The following is a 17,774-nucleotide window of genomic DNA, read 5'->3' as shown; positions in this document are numbered from 1 at the left end:
ATAAATTATGCGACCAACCGACTCCGAATTAGAGATCCTGCATGTGCTTTGGAAACAAGGCCCGCGCACGGTACGGCAAGTGAACGACGAGCTGAGTCAGCAACGTGAGATTGGCTACACGACCACGCTGAAGCTGATGCAGATTATGCACGAAAAAGGGCTGTTGACCCGCTCTGAAGAAGCCAAATCGCACGTGTATACGGCGGCACTGGGTGAACAGGAGGCCCGGCAAACGATGATCGACCGCTTTCTGGAAACTACGTTTCGGGGGTCGGCCTCGCAACTGGTCATGCAAGTGCTGGGGCGGCACAGAGCCAGTGCCGATGAACTGGACGAAATCAAGAAACTGCTAAATAACCTGGAACATGATGCTGACTAACTGGCTCAGCAGCCCCACGGCCGAAGCCCTCGGCTGGACGCTGATTCACGCCCTCTGGCAGGGCTTTGCGGTGGTATTGGCCATCGCCGTGTTGTTGCACGTTGCGCGCCGGAGCCGGGCCGCTCTGCGTTACCGGATTGGCATGAGTGGCCTGTTCATACAGGTGCTGGCTTCGCTGGGTACGTTCGCCTGGTACTACGATCCGCGTTCGGTGGCTGGTCCGGTCAGGGTAGCGCATTCGCTCGGCAACGTACCTGCACCGTTGCTCAGCACTGCCAACGACTCGTGGCTGATGGCCATGCAGGCATTCCTGACTACACACCTGTCTGAAGTCGTTTGGGTGTGGCTCCTTGGGGTTAGTGTTTTTGGAATCAGGCTTATCGGTGGCTTGGCCTACGTGCAACGCCTACAACACATGGCTACGCTGCCCGTTCCAGCCCTGCTAGTGGACGGTACGGCCCGAATTTCCCGAAAAATGAACATCGCTGCCCGTATACAGGTAACATCACAACTAACAGGCCCGCTCGTTGTGGGCATATTGAAACCGGTGGTTCTATGGCCGGTTGGCCTGCTGGCAGGCCTGAGCGCGGGCGATGTAGACGCTATTCTGGCCCATGAACTGGCCCATATTCAACGACATGACTACCTCTTCAATGTGCTGCAATCGACCGTGGAAGCGCTGTATTTCTTCCATCCGGCGTTGTGGTGGCTATCGGCACGGATACGGGAAGAGCGCGAACATTGCTGCGACGATCTGGCCGTTTCCGTCATCGGCGATGCCCGCATATTGGCTCGTGCACTGGCTCGTGTGGAAGAATGGCAGCGTGACATGGCAACCGCGCCAACCCTGGCCGTGGCCTTCGCCAGCAAACGGCAATTACTGCTCCAGCGCGTTCGGCGCATGCTGGGCGTTCCCACAAGTCCCCTGGTATCGAACGGCAATTTGGTGGGTCTGACGCTGATTACCATGCTGTTGATCAGTGTGTCTGTCTATGCCATTCAGCCCGTTGACCAGCCAACGCCTGTTCGGGCTAGCTGGCCTAAAGTAACCCGGCGGCATACGGTGAGCATCGACAGTGAATACGGTATGATCGACAGTCGCCGCATTGGGTACGTTATCTGGAAGGGCCAGAAACTCACCACTGCCCGCGTGGCCAGCCTGCAACGCCAACTCGATCTGGTTATGGCCGGACAGCTTTCGCTGGATGTGGTGAAACAACCAAGCCACGACATTTTGCTCACAATTATCGAGAAGAACGTAGCCTTCGATGCGGGTATGAAAGCACTCAGCGAAGGAATGGCCCGGATTGACTATTCGAATACCAGAGTTGATGGCAAGCCCGCTCTTCCCGATACGACGATTAAGCCAGAGATTATTGATTCCATAAAGGTGAACGGTAGATCGATCAACCTTGTAGCTCAATATGCAAGTCCGCAAGGCAATTCCAGCACTAGGGGTGACACCTCCCGGCTTCGGGCGGTTCAGCAGCAACTTGAGCTGCTCACCAAACAAATGAAGGAGTTGATGGCCGAACGCCAGCCAATGGCCGAGAGGCTAACGAGGGAAATGGCTGAACTGGCAGCAAAAAACGGCGATTATCAGAAGCAGTTAAACCCATACAGGGGTCAGATTGGCCAGTTGGCGAAGCAGCAACGGGCACTGGCCGCGAAAATGCTCGCGTTGCAGCGGGAAACTCAAACGCTGTCCCGGCAGAATTCGGCGAAAGCAAAGGCGTTGCTCCAGCAGAAAGAAGCACAGGCTGACCAACTGGAGAAGCAGATGGATGAGTTGGACGCGCAACTGGAAAAGCTCGACACCAAACTGGAGCCATTGAACGCGCGCCTGGAACCGTATCAGCAACGGATGGAAGTGCTTGCCGATTCAATCGAGAAGTTATACGAGCCAACCAATGCGCTGTCGGAACAGATGGGTGCCCTGTCGGAGCAGTTCGCTGAACAAGCCGAAAAACAGGCTGACGAAGCGATTCACCAGGCAGAAGAATCACTGAAGCGTCTGAGTGCAGAAGACCGGCCGACCCGACCACCTCGCCCACCTCGCCCACCTCGCCCTGCCCCTCTACCACGGCCAGCCAGCGCGCCGAGAGCGCCACGACCAGCGGTGAAGGCAGTTCCCCCATCGCCCGCCGCACCAAGTCCCGCTGTGGTACCGGCTATTGCGCCAAAACCAGCAGTAGCCCCGAAAGTACGGCAGTAAGCGAGCCTGCCGGGCGGTGCATTTCCAACCGAACATGTGCCTATGGAAGGGATTTCGACCTGTACTGTGTGTACTTACCGTATATGGCCTGCAAAGAGGAGGTAGCTTCCTTTTGGTGCGTTTAGCCACGTCAGAGGGGATCGGCAAACAAGTAGTTCAATCTGGCCAGGCTGTTTTACCAGTAAATCGCTGGCATGTCAGGGGTAGCCCATAGCGGGCTATCCCTACCTATCAACCTCTACTGATGAAACCTTTATTCCTGTTATTGCCTCTTTTACTGGCGTTTACCGCCCCTACCAAACCAACGCGTGTCATCTTCTTCGGCGATTCCATCACCGAAGCGGGCGTTAAGCCAGGTGGCTACATCGTTAAAATGCAGGAGATGCTGGCCAAACAAAACCGCGCCGCCGATTACGAATTGATTGGAAAAGGCATTGGCGGCAACAAGGTGTATGACCTGTACCTGCGCCTGGAAGACGATGTGCTGGCCCTGAAACCCGACGTGGTGGTGATTTACATCGGCGTCAACGATGTGTGGCACAAAAGCAGCAGCGGCACCGGAACCGACGCCCCTAAATTCGTGAAGTTCTATGAAGCCCTGATCCGCAAAATACAGGCGGGCGGCAGTAAAGTGATCCTGTGTACGCCCGCTGTCATTGGCGAACGGACCGACAACTCAAACGAACAGGACGGCGACCTCAACGCCTATAGCACGATGATCCGCGAGCTGGCCACCAAACAGAACCTGCCTCTCGTCGACCTGCGAAAAGCGTTTATCGACTATAATCTTCAGAATAACCCGACCAATAAAGACCGGGGTATTCTGACCACCGACCGGGTACACCTTAACGAAGCCGGCAATCAATTTGTCGCGGACCAAATGATGGCAGCGATTGAAAAACGTTGATAAGTAGGGGCGACCCCTGGCCGAATCGGTCGTGGTCGCCCTTACTTATCAGCTTATTTTTTCGTTACCCGAACGGCGGTGCGGCGGTTTTGGGCACGGCCTTCTTCGGTCTTGTTCGAGGCAACGGGGTGCTCCTGCCCATATCCCTCGGCTTCCAGACGACTCTGGTTAACCCCAAGGCGAACGAGTTCTGTCACGGCTGCTTCAGCGCGGCTTTGCGACAGTTTTTTGTTGGCTGCTGCGTTGCCTGTGTTATCTGTATACCCACCAACTTTCAGATTTACCGCCGGATAGGCTTTCAGAATTGCGGCGATATTCTGCAATTGTTCGCGCGATTCAGGCTTCAGTTTTGCACTGCCCGTTTCGTATAGAAGCCGGTCGAAGTTGAACCAGGTCGTCTTGTCAACCACCTTCGACTGGTCTTCGATGAAGGCAATCAGTTTATTTTCGATGCCATTGGCGGGGATATTCAATTCAACGCCATCGGGTAGTTTCCTGGCACCAAACGCACCCAGCAACGCCGTTGCGTTGGCCAGCATAGCACCCGCACTGTCGACGGCGGCAGCCATAGAGCTACTCGCCGAATCGACCATAGCACCGGCAGTCGTAGCGGTCGAATCCAGGTTGGCCGTGGCATCCTGTACCGACGCCGACGTGGTATCGTTGGTGGTTGAGATGGTAGCGGAATCTGTTTTATCGCCACATCCGCGCATAAAATAAAATAACAGACCAGCCGCCAGCGCAGCCAGCAGCCACGGCCAGAAATTAAAGCCTTTAGGCTCTTTAGTTGCATCGGTCGTGTAGGCGGGGGTTGCGGTGCGTGCTGTATTACCACCACCCAACCTCGATGAAGCAGCGCCTGTGGCACCGGCCAGGGCTGACCCCATTGCTCCGGTTGCACCAGTTACGGCCGAACCAGCCGCACCCGACAGGCCGCCCAACACACCACCCAGAGCACCCATACCCGGTATATTACCCATCAGTGCCGACAAGCCCGACGGCATGGCTGATGCCACCGCCTCGCGCTGACTGCCCAGCAGACTCAACAGACTACCGGCATTTATACCATTGCCTCCGCTCATCAACTGCTGCCCCAAGAGGCCCGTTATGATTGACCCGGCCATGCCCATCAGCCCGGAAGCTGACGATGATTTTACGCCTGCATATTGCGAGAGCGCACCGGTGATGAGGCTCGACCCGGAACCGAAAACTGAACTGAGCAGGCCACTGCCTTTGCTCATCAGGGTGTCAGGGTCATTCTGATTGGCAACGGTTGCCGCGGCTGTTCCTGAATCGCCAGTCATAAACTGTTGAATCAGGCCGGTCAGCATACTGGGGCCATCGGGGCTGCTGCTGCGGGAAATCAGGCCACCCAGAAAAACAGGCAACGCGCCCGTCAGAGCTTTCTGAACTCCTTCGGGGCTTTCATTCAACGAACCACTTACGCGGCTGATTACGGCATCGGTTAAATAACCTTTAGCCATTTCGAGTAGGTTAACTGCCATTGAGACTGAATTTTTGTACTAAATGAGTACAGTATAAATGAAAAAATGCAATAACTTAGAGATAAATAACAATTTCATAAAAGAAGATCATCAGACATAGCTCGTAAAGTAAGTAGTACGATGTATTGTTTGCCGACGCAAACCGGGTTGTAAGCTTAAACAGCTAATTTTCGCCTTTCTTATACTACCCACTCCTGTGAATCAACGTCTGAAAAGGAGCTTGTCTAGTTGGCTCTTTCTCCTTATCTGGTTAGCTCCCCAATGGCTTATTGGCCAACGCATTCAGTTGGGTAGCATTCCGCAAACACTCTGTGCAGGTGCCACTATCCCCATCAGCTTTACCGTCAATAGCGCTTTTGAGGCGGGCAACACCTTCCGAATCGAGATTGTCAATCAGTTTCAGCAGGTAGTGGCCACGGCTACTGAAAATATACAGCCGAATGGTTCAGTGATCCAGATTCCATCCACCCTGGCGCCGACCCCCTTTGAATACGCGATTCATGTCGTAGGGACGAGACCCATTGCCGTTAGTAACGATGTGCTGTTGATTTTCAACGGTATCCCCTCGGCTACGTTGCAACAACCCGTTGCCGCCAATGCTTCGATTAACCCTGGCGACCCACTCAACGTACCTGTGACGTTGACGGGAGGAGGGCCATACTCAGTAGGCTTCGCCGACGGTTCTACCCACGACATAGACGACCTGAATCAGGCGATCCTGCCCTTGTATCCTGACCAAAGCAGGACGTATCAACTTACCTCCGTCACAAACCGGTGCGGCACCGGTAGAGCCAGCGGAACCGTTAGTGCCACGGTACGGTCGGGGGGGCTACTGGTTACCCGACTCTCGACGACAGAGCCTTGTGCGGGCAAATCGCTCGACATTTTCTTCTCGACCGACCGGCCGTTGCCCGCTAATACGACTTTCAAAGTAGACCTCCTGCCCCTGACGCCCCAGGCCGCTGCCTATACGATTACCGCCACCGGTAACACCAGCCCGTTGCGCATCCAGGTGCCTGCGAGTGTAGCAACGAGTGGGGCATACCAGCTCCGGTTATACTCCGACGGGGCCAATATCTCTGCTTATTACCGCAACGCGCTGGGTGATGCGGCCAGCCAGCTCATCCTGCGGCGTGCGCCCAGTGTCCGGCTGTCGGGTACTACGTCGGTCGGCTTTGGGCAGGTGGGCCAGTTGACGGCTACCGTAACCGGACTGGGCAGTGGCGTTGTCACACTCAGCGATGGCACCGTAAGTACGCTGTCGACACTGGATCAGGATGGGGAGCGCCTGCTGCCCGTTCGCCCCACCCAAACCACGACCTACACCGTTCGGTCAATCAGTTCCAGTTGCGGACTGTACGGACCCGAAGCGGGTAGTGGCAGTGCAACGGTAACGGTTCAGACTGGCTACCGAATCGACTCGTTATCGAGCCTGTCGATCTGCGCGGGGCAGCCGGTTCAGGTGTACTTTTCAACCAATGAAACACTCTCTACCGACGCGGGAAGCTACAGTTTTCGAGGTGGCACGTCGCTCAATACCAGTCAGTTGAGCGGCGCGTTGATCGATTTCACAGTACAACAGGTTGTAGCAGGCAGTCGGCCAGGTACAGGGATTCTTACGGCGGTGGCCCGTTCGCTGCCCGCCGATTACCTCACCAACGGGGCTTATAACGCGTCGGGATCGCTGGGAGCGGGGTGGTTTTATACCCAGTTGGGGGGAGGTGGCCGGTTTGGAAACGCTTACGAAAAGCCGCTGGCCGTAGCTGATAAACCGCAACTAGCACTCCGGGAAACGCCGTTGACCGTAACCCGCCCCCAGGTGGTGTCACTACCCGCTCAACTGGTAAGTCACACGCCTTTTACCGACGTGCTTCTTTCCGATGGAACCCGCATGACCGTCCGTAGTGAACTTAGTTTTGGCCAAAAAGCCAGCACTGTCCTGCTCGAAGCTCTCGCCAGCCAGTCAGGTACGTTCCGGGTGGTATCGGTGCAGAATAGTTGCGGTGTCGGCGTGGCACAAGGCACGGCGCCGGTGCAGGTACGCAGCGATACTGCCGGTTTATTTATGCGGCCTGTTCCCGATTTGCTTTGCGCCGGCTCGACGATATCTGTCGCATTCGCAGCAGCGGGCGACATTGGCACCGTAGCAAATTACCGCGTTGAACTTATGGACGATGACGGCCTGTTTCGGGGAAAGTACCTGGCCAGTGGCACCGGTAGCCCCCTTACCGTGACCATTCCGGCCGGGTTTACCGTTTACAACCGGCTTCAGTTGCGGGTAGTCAGCAGCCCGGCTTCGGGAACGGTGGTCTGGCAAAGCGCGGCCCGGGCGTTTACGTACCTGGATGCTGCCCAACTGGTTCGGCTGTCGGCAGCCGGAACAGGCAACACCGAAACCGTTATTCGCCCCGGCGAAACGGCGCAGTTGCGCCTTCTCTCGGGAGGCAACAGTGTGGCAACACCCACGCGGGTTATACTCTCTGATGGGCAGGTTATTTCGTTCAACGCCATTGGCACCGACGTACCTGTGCGGCCTACACAGACCACCACCTACACCATTCGCTCGGTACAGAATAGTTGCGGTACGGCGGCCGGAACGGGTACCGTTACTGTACGTGTACAGCCGTTTAGTATGCAACCTCTGCTTCTGAAACGAACCTACTGCGAGGGCGATTCGCTGGAGGCGCACCTGATTGTGCAGGGCGACATGCCGGCGCAGGCAACTCACGCACTCCAGGTTCTGCTGAACGGAAATGTCGCGCAAACCATACCCGCCCGCCTGACCGACAACCGGCTGACGGCGAGCTTGCCCACCTCACTATCGGCGGTTACGTTTTATAGCGTTCGTATCTTATCGACGGTAGGTAACGACCAGTTTTACAGCCTGCCCACCACAACCAGTTTCCGAACATATCGCCTGCCACGACTGCAACTAACTCCCCCCAACAACCAGACGGCGGTGGTGCTCGACGCCAAACAGTCGAGCCTGACGGTGCAATTAACCAGCCCCAACGACCCTACGGCTACGCTGCTGCCAACCCGCTATAGCTACCGGATCAACGACCAGCCGTATAGCAGCATAGACAACGTACCTGCGTCTGTGCCACTGTATGCCACCAGTACAATTCCGGCTTCGTACAGTATTTCGGGAGTGTACGACGCCTATTGTGGATTTGGTACGGGAACCGGTGCCGTGCGTATTTCGTACCGGCCGGGCCTTCGGTCGCTGGCGGTGAATAAAACCCAGTTTTGCCGGGGTTCCGATCAGATCACGCTTACCTATGAAATTGCGGGCGATTTTTCGGCTGATACCCGGTTTACTATTTACCTGACCAACGCCGCCGGAGTACGTACCCGGATAGGCGAATCGCCCAAACAGGTCGACAGGCTGACCATACCCATCGACAGTTCGCTGGCGCTAGGTACGTATCAGGTGTCGGTCTCGTTGCCGCCCACCCTTCCGCCCTACGACGCGTTCCCGAGCATTACCATCGGCGATCGGCCCACCGTCGTGATTGCGGGCGGAAACAGTGTGCAGTATAGCGATCAGACCGTGTCGGTAGGTATTCGGGTGCTGACGGGTTATCTGCCGGTGTCGATGACGCTGACCAACGGCATTACACAAACGCTGTTTGATAACGACAACGTGCTCACCTTTTCGCCCCAGCAAAATACAACTTACCAGATTGCCCGGGTGGCCAATGTATGCGGAACGGGCCAGTCGGGCGGCGTTGTATCTGTGACAGTATTACCCCCTTTAACGCATGAAGTCCGGGTAGCTTCGATAGGGCCGCAGGGCGGCATAACAGCCATTTGCCAGGGCGGCACTATCCGGGTGGGCCTCACGCTGAAAGGCCAGTTTGCGACCGACAACCGGTTTACTATCTACCTCTCCGACAGTACGGGGCAGAATTACCGCCCGCTGACCACCCAGGCCCTGGACCATACGACCTTATCGGCACCACTCCCCGCCGATATACAGGCCGGCACCGGGTATCGGGTACGTGTCGGGGCCACGAATCCCGAATTACTGGGTGCGGCTTCAGGTACGTTCCTGACCATTCATCCTGGCTTGCAGGCGAGTATTTCGGGCAGTACCAGCCTGTTACGCGGGCAGTTGGTGCCCATCATTATCACGGCCAACAACACAGGACCCTGGTCGGTATCGCTCAACAACAGCATCTACGGCTTTGAAACGACGGTAATCAATACATCGCCGTTTCTGTATCAGGTACGTCCCGACGCCACGACGACCTACACGCTGCTGGGTATTTTCAACCTGCAATGCGGCAACGGACGTGTATCCGGGCAGGTTGTGCTGACCACCACCGACCCGCTGGCGATCGACCCGGCACTACCCGTTTCGATTCGGGTGATGCCGAATCCAACGCTGGGACGAATTCGGCTGGAGGGGACATTGCCAACACCCCGCGCTGTTACCATTCGCCTTACCGATGTCACCGGGCGAACGCTGCAAACCCATACGCCCGGCCTGCTCAGCGAACTGGGCCACGACCTGGATCTGAGCGGCTATGCGGCCGGTATATACGTGTTGATCGTAGAAGCTGACGACCGGCGAACTACATTTAAAGTGATGAAACAATGAGAAAAAGCCATGTTCATCGTTTTACGAAGGGGGGTGGCTTCAGGTAGTTGAGCACATGACAAGCCAGCACTCATACTGCTATGAAAAATGACGTACATAACCGGCGGGGGTTCCTCCGGAAAAGTGCCCTCGCTACTTTAACCACACTGGTTGGTGCCGAGGTTGTTTTTGCCAATAAGATGCCCCGGCATTATCGCCCGCTAGGATTTGATTATAACCCGCTGGACGGTAAAAGCCCCGATATGAAGGTGCTTGGCGACAAGCCGTGGAATGTGGAAACGCCTATTCACCTGCTGGATGATGCCGTAACGCCAACCAGCAAAATGTTTATTCGCAACAATGGCCTTATTCCCGAAGCAACCACCGACGCGAACGCCTGGACGCTGACCATCAACGGCGAATCGGTGAAGGCCCCGAAAACATACACGCTTGCCGAGCTGAAAAAACGGTTTAAACCCCACACATACCAACTGGTGCTGGAATGCGGTGGCAATGGACGGTCGGGTTTCGAACCACAGACGACGGGCAACCCCTGGGATCAGGGTGCGGTTAGTTGCGCGGAATGGACGGGCGTTCGGCTCAAGGATATTCTGGCCGATGCGGGCCTGAAAAGTGATGCCGTTTATATCGGTTATTACGGAAAAGACCCGCACCTGAGCCTCGACCCGGCCAAAGTAGCCATTTCGCGGGGGGTACCCATCAAGAAAGCCCTCGAAGACGAAACGCTGATTGCCTGGGCCGTGAATGGGCAGGATATTCCGCTGGCCCACGGCTATCCGTTGCGGTTGGTTATCGGGGGGTGGCCTGCCTCAGTATCGGGCAAATGGCTGCATACCATCGCCATACGTAATAAAATTCACGACGGAGCCAAAATGGAAGGGCATAGCTACAAAGTACCGATTCACCCGGTACAGCCCGGCGAGAAGATCGCCGAAACGCCCGAAAACTTCCGCATCATCGAGTCGATGCCCGTGAAGTCGCTCATCACGGCTCCGGCCACCGGCGCGATCTTCGACGCCAAAAAACCGATATCGTTGCGGGGGCACGCCTGGGCTGGTGACCGGTCGGTAGCCAGCATCCAGACATCCATCGATTTTGGAGCAAGTTGGCAGCCGGGTACGTTGCAACCCGCCAAAAACAGACTGGCCTGGCAACGGTGGACGGCTGAGGTGCCGTTTCCCAAAGCCGGGTACTACGAAGTCTGGGTACGTGCCACCGACAGTGCAGGCATTACTCAGCCGATGGTTATTCCACAGTGGAACCCCGGCGGCTACCTCAACAACGCGTGCCACCGCATTGCTGTGAAAGCAGTGTAGAAATTTTGTCTTCAGGCTGGCGTAACCCCCAACCCCTGAAGGGGACTAATGCGCTGCTTTATAGCATTGCGAAGCTTTAGCCCCCTTCAGGGGGTTGGGGGTTACGCCAGACTGCGGGTAAAGCCAACTGACTCCTCATCTACTATGAAACTCTTCCACCTTGCCGTTCCCTTTTCCCTGCTGCTCATCAGCTTAGCCAGCTTTCGGGACGTGCCTAAGCCAGAACGTATCCGGCCAACGATTGCCGCTGACACGGTAAAGATCGACCCGGAAAGCGGCCTGATCGCCGACCCGAACCTGATGATGGTGAAGGCTCAGTGTACATCCTGCCATTCAACCAAACTGATTATACAGCACCGCTTCACCCGTGCAGGCTGGACCGAGCGCATTCGCTGGATGCAGAAATACCACAAGCTCTGGAATCTCGGTGAAGCGGAAAAACCGGTGCTCGACTACCTCTCCACCCATTACGGCCCCGTACCCGCAAAAGCACAGGGTCGCCGTGCACCGCTTCAGAACGTTAAGTGGTATACGTTATAATTCAGGTGGTCATTAGGCTGCGCTGTCATTAGCCCTCGGCGTCATTGATTGTCAGTCGTTGCTTTTGCGATTAATGACCACAAATGACGCCGAAGGCCAATGACAGCGCAGCACAATGACAATTTACTGCGTGTACTGAATAGGAATTCGGATTCGAATGATAGTTCCGGTGCCGAGTCGGGTTTCAACGTCCAGGCTGGCGCTGAGCAGTTCGCAGAGGCGTTTGACAATGTACAGGCCAATGCCCTCCCCCTCGCCTGCCTGAGCCGAGATCGGTCCAATGGCGTTGGCCGACTTAGGCCCAGGCGTACCGTCCGGCGTGTTTTCGCTAAATACCGCCGCCGATTCAACGGATGGGCGTAGCTGATCGGACAGCCATAGGGCCGACCCCGCCGACAAACCCGGTCCGGTATCCTGAATGCTCAGTAACCACCGAAACTGATTCTCCCGCGACCACGACACCGACACCTGACCTTCAGTAGTGCTTTTCAGGGAGTTGGTCAACAGGTTCTGCACAATTCGGTCAATCTTGGTTGGGTCGCCCATGACGAGCAACTGCTCGGGGCCATCGCCATGCAGAAATAGCCCGCGTTCCTGTGCCATTGGCTGGGCGGCGTCGACCAGGTTACGAAGCAGGGCGGCGGCATCGAACGGTTTTATCTGCAACGCTTCCCGGCCTGCTTCGAGACGGGCCAGGTCCATCAGTTCGGTGAGCATAGTTGCCAGCCGGGGAAAGTTACGGTGCAGGATCTGAAGCATTTCGGTGCGTTCCTGCTCGGTATTATCGGGCATATCGAGCAACGAAGCAGCCCCCTGAATAACGCTGAAACTACTGCGCAGATCATGCGAGGCTACCCGGAGCATGGCGCCCCGCTGCCGTACCATTTCGTTCACGTTATCGAGCGCCCGTTGCAGGTTCACGGCCCGTTCAATCGCCTCTGCTTTCTGAAACTCGTCGTACTGGGCAATACTTCCGCCAATAGCTTCGTGCATCAGCGCACTTAGCCGTTGATGCGCGGTAAGCATCACGTCGTTATCTACAGTCGGGTACTGTCCCCAGAACAGGCGAAGTTCGGCCAGCAGGTTTTCGTGAAGGTGAGCGATTTCGATAAGTATCTCATGAAGCGAGTACCCTTTATGCCATCGGTGAAGGCCATGTTCTCTGGCAATCTGGTAAGGCGATAACAATTCGGCATCCATCCGAAGGCGCTTTTCCAGCGCGTCGAGCATAGACGGAACCTGATCGGTGAACTCTTCCCGAGTTAACCCATCTACAATGTTGAGACTGGCGTCTTCTTCACAAATCGTTCGCCAGTTGGTAAGGATCGCCTCCCGTCGGCTAAATAAAAACGTCGCCAGTTGCGCCAACTGTGTACCCTGCGCAGGTGCTTCGTGGGGCATTTATAGTAAAGTGTAATAGTTGTAAATGAAACGGCTAAACGCACGCACTATAGTTTATGAACCGTTAAGTAGTGCAATAAGCGAAAGTACTCAACACACTTGGCATTTGGTAAGGAACCCAGGCTAAATCTGCCACTTTATACGTTGCTCTTATCCCCAACCTACCCGGTTTAGAGTACTCAAAGCTAACAAAGACCCGTTATCTTTGCTTGACTACCGTACTACCTGATGGCTGCTTTTTATCGAAACCATCTCCACTAGTTTTAACGAGTATCAATATCTGTGAATTCAACCAATCGTAACCAGACTTTATTAGTTGTTGAAGATAACCCTGATCATCAGGTGCTTCTACGATATGTTATTCAACGAAGCTTAGCCAACACAACGCCTATTTTCACTGATTCAGCCGATCAGGCACTGGCCTATCTGAATGAATGTATCGCTAATAAAGTTACTCCCCCCAAGCTGATTCTACTGGATTTGTATCTCCCTAAAGCCGAATATGGCTGGCAATTTTTGCGGCAGGTTAAGCAAATGCCCGCTCAGGTACGTCCGCCAGTGGTGGTACTGAGCATCTCGCGTGAAGAAGACGATATTGCACAGGCCTACCAGTTAGGCGCCAGCTCTTTTATCTCCAAACCGATCGGCGAAGCACAATGGCTCAACTACTTCGAAACCATCCGGCGCTACTGGTGGGAAACCGTCGTACTTCCGAATCAATGAGTTTACCGTTTGCTGTCTTCTATTACGCCGCTTTAGTCGTGAGTCTGCTGATAAGCGGTGTACTAGAAGACAGCAAACGGTAAACTATTTTCATCCATGAAAAAACTCCTCTTCCTTGCCCTGTTGCTGGCTGGTTGCCAACCCAGTTACCACCTGACCAGGCAACAAAATAACCGGCTTTCGGTTGATGGTACCGTTGCGGCCGACAGCAGTATGGTTCGGTGGCTGATGCCCTATAAGCAGAACCTCGACAAGAGCATGAACGAAACGCTGGTGACGTTTACCGAACGGCTTGAAAAAAAAGCACCCGAGTCGGCACTGGACGATATCCTGGCCGATGCGTTGCTGATTCAGGCGGGTAAACGGTACGGCAAAGCTATCGATGTATCGCACCTCAACTACGGCGGTATTCGCAACGGATTACCCGCCGGGGCGGTTACTACAGGTAATGTTTTTGAGGTTATGCCCTTCGATAATCAGTTGGTCGTGCTTACCCTCACCGGCACCCAATTGATGCAGTTCCTGAATCATTTTGCGGCCAATGATGACGCCCTCGTTGTGGGTGGCGTTCGGGTACGGATTGCCAACAAAACGGTCACCAGCGCTACCCTCGGCAACGGGCGGGCCATTGTTCCCGGCGAAACCTATACGGTAGCCATGAGCGATTACATCGCCAACGGCGGCAGTGGTGCCGATTTCCTGAAAACGATTACTGCCCGCGACAACGTGAACTACCTCATTCGCGATGCCCTCATCGAGTATTTCCGCGAACAGGGCAAAGCCGGTCAACCCATAACTCCCAAAGCAGATGGACGCATTACACTCGACTAGACGCCAGTTTCTGAAACATGTGGGTGCCGCAGCCGTGGTGGGTGCGCTACCCCTCCCCGACTTGCTGGCCGCCAGCGGACCCACTTCGATTACCATTCTGCACACCAACGACGTTCACAGTCGCCTCGACCCGTTTCCAATGGATGGTGGGCGTAACGCCGGGCGTGGGGGTATTGCCCGCCGTATGACGCTCATTCAGCAGATACGTACCCAGAACCCCAACGTACTCCTGTTCGATGCAGGCGACATTTTTCAGGGAACGCCGTATTTCAACCTCTATAAAGGCGAGCCGGAGATTCTGGCCATGAATCGCCTCGGCTACGACGCGGGCACCATCGGCAACCACGATTTCGACGGTGGTATCGACAACATGCGCGATCAGTTCAACAAGGCTACGTTCCCGTTTCTGATTGCCAATTACGACTTCAAAAACACGGTAATGGAGGGACGTACCCAGCCCTATCGTGTCTTCAAAAAAGCGGGTGTCCGCATCGGCGTGTTTGGTTTAGGCATTCAGCCAAACGGGCTCATTCCCGACAACCTGTACAAAGAAATGCGCTACATCGAACCGATCGAAACCAGCGCCGCTATTGCCCGAAAACTCCGTACTGACGAACACTGCGACTACGTGATCTGTCTGTCGCACCTGGGCTATAAATACCAGGACAGTACAGTATCAGACCTTGTGCTGGCCGCAAAAAGCCAGGATATCGACCTCATCATTGGCGGGCATACGCACACGTTCCTGGACGCTCCGGTTTCGGTGAAAAATGCCAGCGAACAACCCATCTGGGTGAATCAGGTTGGGTTCGGCGGTATCAACTTGGGCCGCATCGACCTTACCTTCGAAAAAGGGAAAGCCACCGTCACCAACGGTCAGGCCGTATCGGTGGGGTGACCTGATGGTATACGGCTCTTGCTGTTTAATCCGCGTACCATTGTTAATCCGCTTGCCATTATCCGCGTACTATCAATTATTTTTGTCCTATGAAAGTTGGTGTTGTAGTATTCCCCGGTTCCAACTGCGATCAGGACGCAGTTGACGCGTTTGAACTGCTTGCCTCGCCGCTGAGCGGTCAGTCAGTTATAAAACTCTGGCATAAAGACCATGACCTGCAGGGCTGCGACCTTATTATTCTGCCCGGCGGCTTCTCGTACGGTGATTACCTGCGTACAGGTGCCGTAGCGCGGTTTTCGCCGATCATGAACGAAGTGATTGCCCACGCCAACGCGGGTGGTTACCTGATGGGTATCTGCAACGGATTCCAGATTCTGGCCGAAGCCCAACTGGTGCCGGGCGTGTTGTTGCGCAACACCAGCCAGCAGTATATCTGCAAAAATATTTACCTGAAACCGGAGTCGAAGAGCGCCTTGCTGACGGCGGGCCTCGATCACAATCGGGCCTACAAAATCCCCATCGCCCATGGTGATGGCCGCTACTTTGCCGATGCCGATACGCTGGCCCGTATTCAGGATAATGACCAGGTTCTGTTCCGTTACTGCGATGAAACGGGTGCCATCACCAACGAATCCAACTACAACGGAAGCTTGGTCAACATTGCGGGTGTTTGCAATGAACGGCGCAACGTATTTGGCATGATGCCCCACCCCGAACGCGCCGCCGACCCATCGCTGGGCAATACCGACGGTCGCCTCATTCTGGAGCAGTTGCTATCGGTGGTACTGGCCTAATTAAGTTCTTAAAGCACCAGCCTTGTAGAACTTAATTAAACTTGTTTCGACTAGCATACGCTAACCCCAGGCCAACGCTGGACAGCTTATTTTCGTCGGCAATGGCGGCGTTGGGGAATAGTCGTCTGAATTCGGTTTGAATAGAATGCACTTCGGTGGAGCCGCCGGTCAGAATAACCAGTTCGATGGCTTCGTTGGTGACGCCGGCCTCCCGGAGACACTGCCGGGCCGAAGCCGAAATTTTTTCGACTTCCTCCTGAATAGCCTGCTCAAAGAGCGCGCGCTCTACAGGAATGAAGAAACCTTCTTCGATAAAGTCGAGGGTAGCGTTATGTCGTTGCTCATCGGTAAGGGCAATTTTTGTTCCTTCGGCGGCGGCCAGCAACGTGTGACCAGTCTCGTCTTCGAGCACCTGCACCAGCCGTTTGAACCGTTTTTTGTCATGCGATTGATGGAGTAACTGCTTCATTTGCATGATCAATTTAGGCGTGTACAGAAAGTTTACCTTGCTCCATTCAGCCAGATCGTGGTAGGGTTTCAGCGGCACTTCCAGCCCTTTATCACCGTAGGTGCTCCGGTACCCCAGTTCGGGCATGATGGCAGCCAGACTCAGGTCTTTATCAAAATCATTACCGCCAATGCGAACGCCGGTATTTGCCAGAATGTCCGACGAACGGTCGGGTTTATGAATGGATTTGTTAGAGAGCCTGATCACCGTAAAATCGGACGTACCACCGCCCAAATCGGCTACGATGGCTAGCTTTTCACTCGTCAGGCGGGCTTCATGCGCGAAAGCGGCAGCGATGGGTTCAAACTGAAAGTCGATCTGTTTGAAGCCAATTCGTTGGGCAATGGCGTGCAATTCGGCTTGCGCCCGTGCGTCGGCCGCCGGGTCATTATCGACAAAATGAACGGGCCGTCCCATCACAACGCTGTCGATCTGCTGACCGGCCATCGCGTCGGCTTTTTCCTTCAACTGAGTCAGAAAAGAGGCAATGATAGTGGAGAAATTCATCGACGAGCCGTTCACCAGGGTTCCCTGATTCATCAGCGACGTACCCAGCACCCGCTTCAGGCTCCGCATGAACCGCCCCGGCTCCCGATCAAAAAACAGGTTGATCGCCTTACGGCCGTAGAACGCCTTATTATCGCGTTGCTGAAAAAAGATGGCGCTGGGAATGGTGACAGAGGCATTTTCAACGGGTACCAGCTTAATATCTCCGTTGCAGTCAATGGCGATGCTTGAATTTGAGGTACCAAAATCGATTCCGCAGGACAGTGTTCTCATACCGGTGTGGCGCTGATTCATCGGGCAGCGGCCTTCCGGCACCCTACCCGACTTTAGTGGAAAAAGGCCGCAAAGGTACGTCTAATTTTTGATCAGGTACGTTTGTCCTCCTGACTTGCTTTCCAGCGTTTATACGCCTCCGGCAAACAGACCGCACAGGGACGAAATCCAGCGTCAACTGCCTCGATCTGGTTCTGGAAGAATACACGGTTGCGGGCATTCATGCGCTTACCCGCCCGGCAGTTGAGTTGTCCGTAAATTTTACCGGGGCGATTTCCTGCTAACGTAACAGCGTCGTTTCCAACAAGCCGTACTAACTCACGAAGTTGGGAAAACCGCGTGGCGCCAAGTCTTGTCTGATGAATCATTAG

Annotated in this window: 14 protein-coding genes; 10 read left to right on the top strand and 4 right to left on the bottom strand. The window is 55.0% G+C overall.

All coding sequences use genetic code 11. From position 1 onward, the window contains the following. The first annotated feature begins 7 nt into the window (after window positions 1-7). The 3 genes from ACFE8Q_RS03905 to ACFE8Q_RS03895 all read left to right on the top strand — a co-directional run bounded on the left by ACFE8Q_RS03905 (window position 8) and on the right by ACFE8Q_RS03895 (window position 3,501). Window positions 8-379: a BlaI/MecI/CopY family transcriptional regulator gene (locus ACFE8Q_RS03905; RefSeq protein ID WP_375444045.1), complete on the top strand. Its 372-nt coding sequence runs from the start codon at window positions 8-10 to the stop codon at window positions 377-379. Then, entirely contained in the window at window positions 366-2,594 is a 2,229-nt protein-coding gene (locus ACFE8Q_RS03900) for a M56 family metallopeptidase (RefSeq protein WP_375444044.1), read from the top strand. The genes ACFE8Q_RS03905 and ACFE8Q_RS03900 overlap by 14 nt, the downstream gene beginning before the upstream one ends. A gap of 244 nt (window positions 2,595-2,838) precedes the next feature. Next, the gene (locus ACFE8Q_RS03895) at window positions 2,839-3,501 is read left to right on the top strand and encodes an SGNH/GDSL hydrolase family protein (RefSeq protein ID WP_375444043.1); all 663 of its coding nucleotides are present in this window, start codon (window positions 2,839-2,841) and stop codon (window positions 3,499-3,501) included. Window positions 3,502-3,554: 53 nt separating this feature from the next. Here ACFE8Q_RS03895 and ACFE8Q_RS03890 read toward each other — a convergent pair whose 3' ends face one another. After that, the gene (locus tag ACFE8Q_RS03890; protein ID WP_375444042.1) at window positions 3,555-5,006 is read right to left on the bottom strand and encodes an OmpA family protein; all 1,452 of its coding nucleotides are present in this window, start codon (window positions 5,004-5,006) and stop codon (window positions 3,555-3,557) included. 196 nt (window positions 5,007-5,202) lie between these two features. Between ACFE8Q_RS03890 and ACFE8Q_RS03885 the strand changes: the two genes are divergently transcribed. From ACFE8Q_RS03885 to ACFE8Q_RS03875, 3 genes are all read left to right on the top strand, one after another. Then, window positions 5,203-9,612: a T9SS type A sorting domain-containing protein gene (locus ACFE8Q_RS03885; protein WP_375444041.1), complete on the top strand. Its 4,410-nt coding sequence runs from the start codon at window positions 5,203-5,205 to the stop codon at window positions 9,610-9,612. Window positions 9,613-9,692: 80 nt separating this feature from the next. Then, entirely contained in the window at window positions 9,693-10,928 is a 1,236-nt protein-coding gene (locus ACFE8Q_RS03880; protein ID WP_375444040.1) for a sulfite oxidase, read from the top strand. A gap of 144 nt (window positions 10,929-11,072) precedes the next feature. After that, window positions 11,073-11,468: a hypothetical protein gene (locus tag ACFE8Q_RS03875; protein ID WP_375444039.1), complete on the top strand. Its 396-nt coding sequence runs from the start codon at window positions 11,073-11,075 to the stop codon at window positions 11,466-11,468. 123 nt (window positions 11,469-11,591) lie between these two features. Here the strand turns inward: ACFE8Q_RS03875 and ACFE8Q_RS03870 are convergent, their stop codons facing one another. Beyond that, window positions 11,592-12,869, bottom strand: coding sequence for an ATP-binding protein (locus ACFE8Q_RS03870; RefSeq protein ID WP_375444038.1), 1,278 nt, complete (start codon window positions 12,867-12,869; stop codon window positions 11,592-11,594). Window positions 12,870-13,151: 282 nt separating this feature from the next. Between ACFE8Q_RS03870 and ACFE8Q_RS03865 the strand changes: the two genes are divergently transcribed. The 4 genes from ACFE8Q_RS03865 (at window position 13,152) to purQ (ending at window position 16,115) form a co-directional block, all read left to right on the top strand. Next, complete coding sequence (locus tag ACFE8Q_RS03865; RefSeq protein ID WP_375444037.1) at window positions 13,152-13,592, top strand: response regulator; 441 nt, start codon at window positions 13,152-13,154, stop codon at window positions 13,590-13,592. Window positions 13,593-13,688: 96 nt separating this feature from the next. Further along, complete coding sequence (locus ACFE8Q_RS03860; protein WP_375444036.1) at window positions 13,689-14,423, top strand: 5'-nucleotidase C-terminal domain-containing protein; 735 nt, start codon at window positions 13,689-13,691, stop codon at window positions 14,421-14,423. Continuing rightward, window positions 14,401-15,321 carry a metallophosphoesterase gene (locus ACFE8Q_RS03855; protein ID WP_375444035.1) on the top strand — a complete coding sequence of 307 codons (921 nt, stop codon included), beginning with the start codon at window positions 14,401-14,403 and terminating at the stop codon, window positions 15,319-15,321. The genes ACFE8Q_RS03860 and ACFE8Q_RS03855 overlap by 23 nt, the downstream gene beginning before the upstream one ends. 89 nt (window positions 15,322-15,410) lie before the next feature. Continuing rightward, window positions 15,411-16,115 carry a phosphoribosylformylglycinamidine synthase subunit PurQ gene (purQ, locus tag ACFE8Q_RS03850; protein ID WP_375444034.1) on the top strand — a complete coding sequence of 235 codons (705 nt, stop codon included), beginning with the start codon at window positions 15,411-15,413 and terminating at the stop codon, window positions 16,113-16,115. A gap of 31 nt (window positions 16,116-16,146) precedes the next feature. Here the strand turns inward: purQ and ACFE8Q_RS03845 are convergent, their stop codons facing one another. Both ACFE8Q_RS03845 and ACFE8Q_RS03840 read right to left on the bottom strand, forming a co-directional pair. Further along, a complete protein-coding gene (locus ACFE8Q_RS03845) occupies window positions 16,147-17,403 on the bottom strand; it encodes an Hsp70 family protein (protein ID WP_375444033.1) in 1,257 nt (418 codons plus the stop codon). A gap of 92 nt (window positions 17,404-17,495) precedes the next feature. After that, window positions 17,496-17,771, bottom strand: a complete 276-nt coding sequence (locus ACFE8Q_RS03840; RefSeq protein WP_375444032.1) for an Ada metal-binding domain-containing protein — start codon at window positions 17,769-17,771, stop codon at window positions 17,496-17,498. Window positions 17,772-17,774: the final 3 nt, after the last annotated feature.

The organism is uncultured Fibrella sp. (assembly GCF_964250085.1).
Taxonomy (GTDB): Bacteria; Bacteroidota; Bacteroidia; order Cytophagales; family Spirosomataceae; genus Fibrella.
This window is presented reverse-complemented; position numbering and strand designations above follow the sequence as displayed.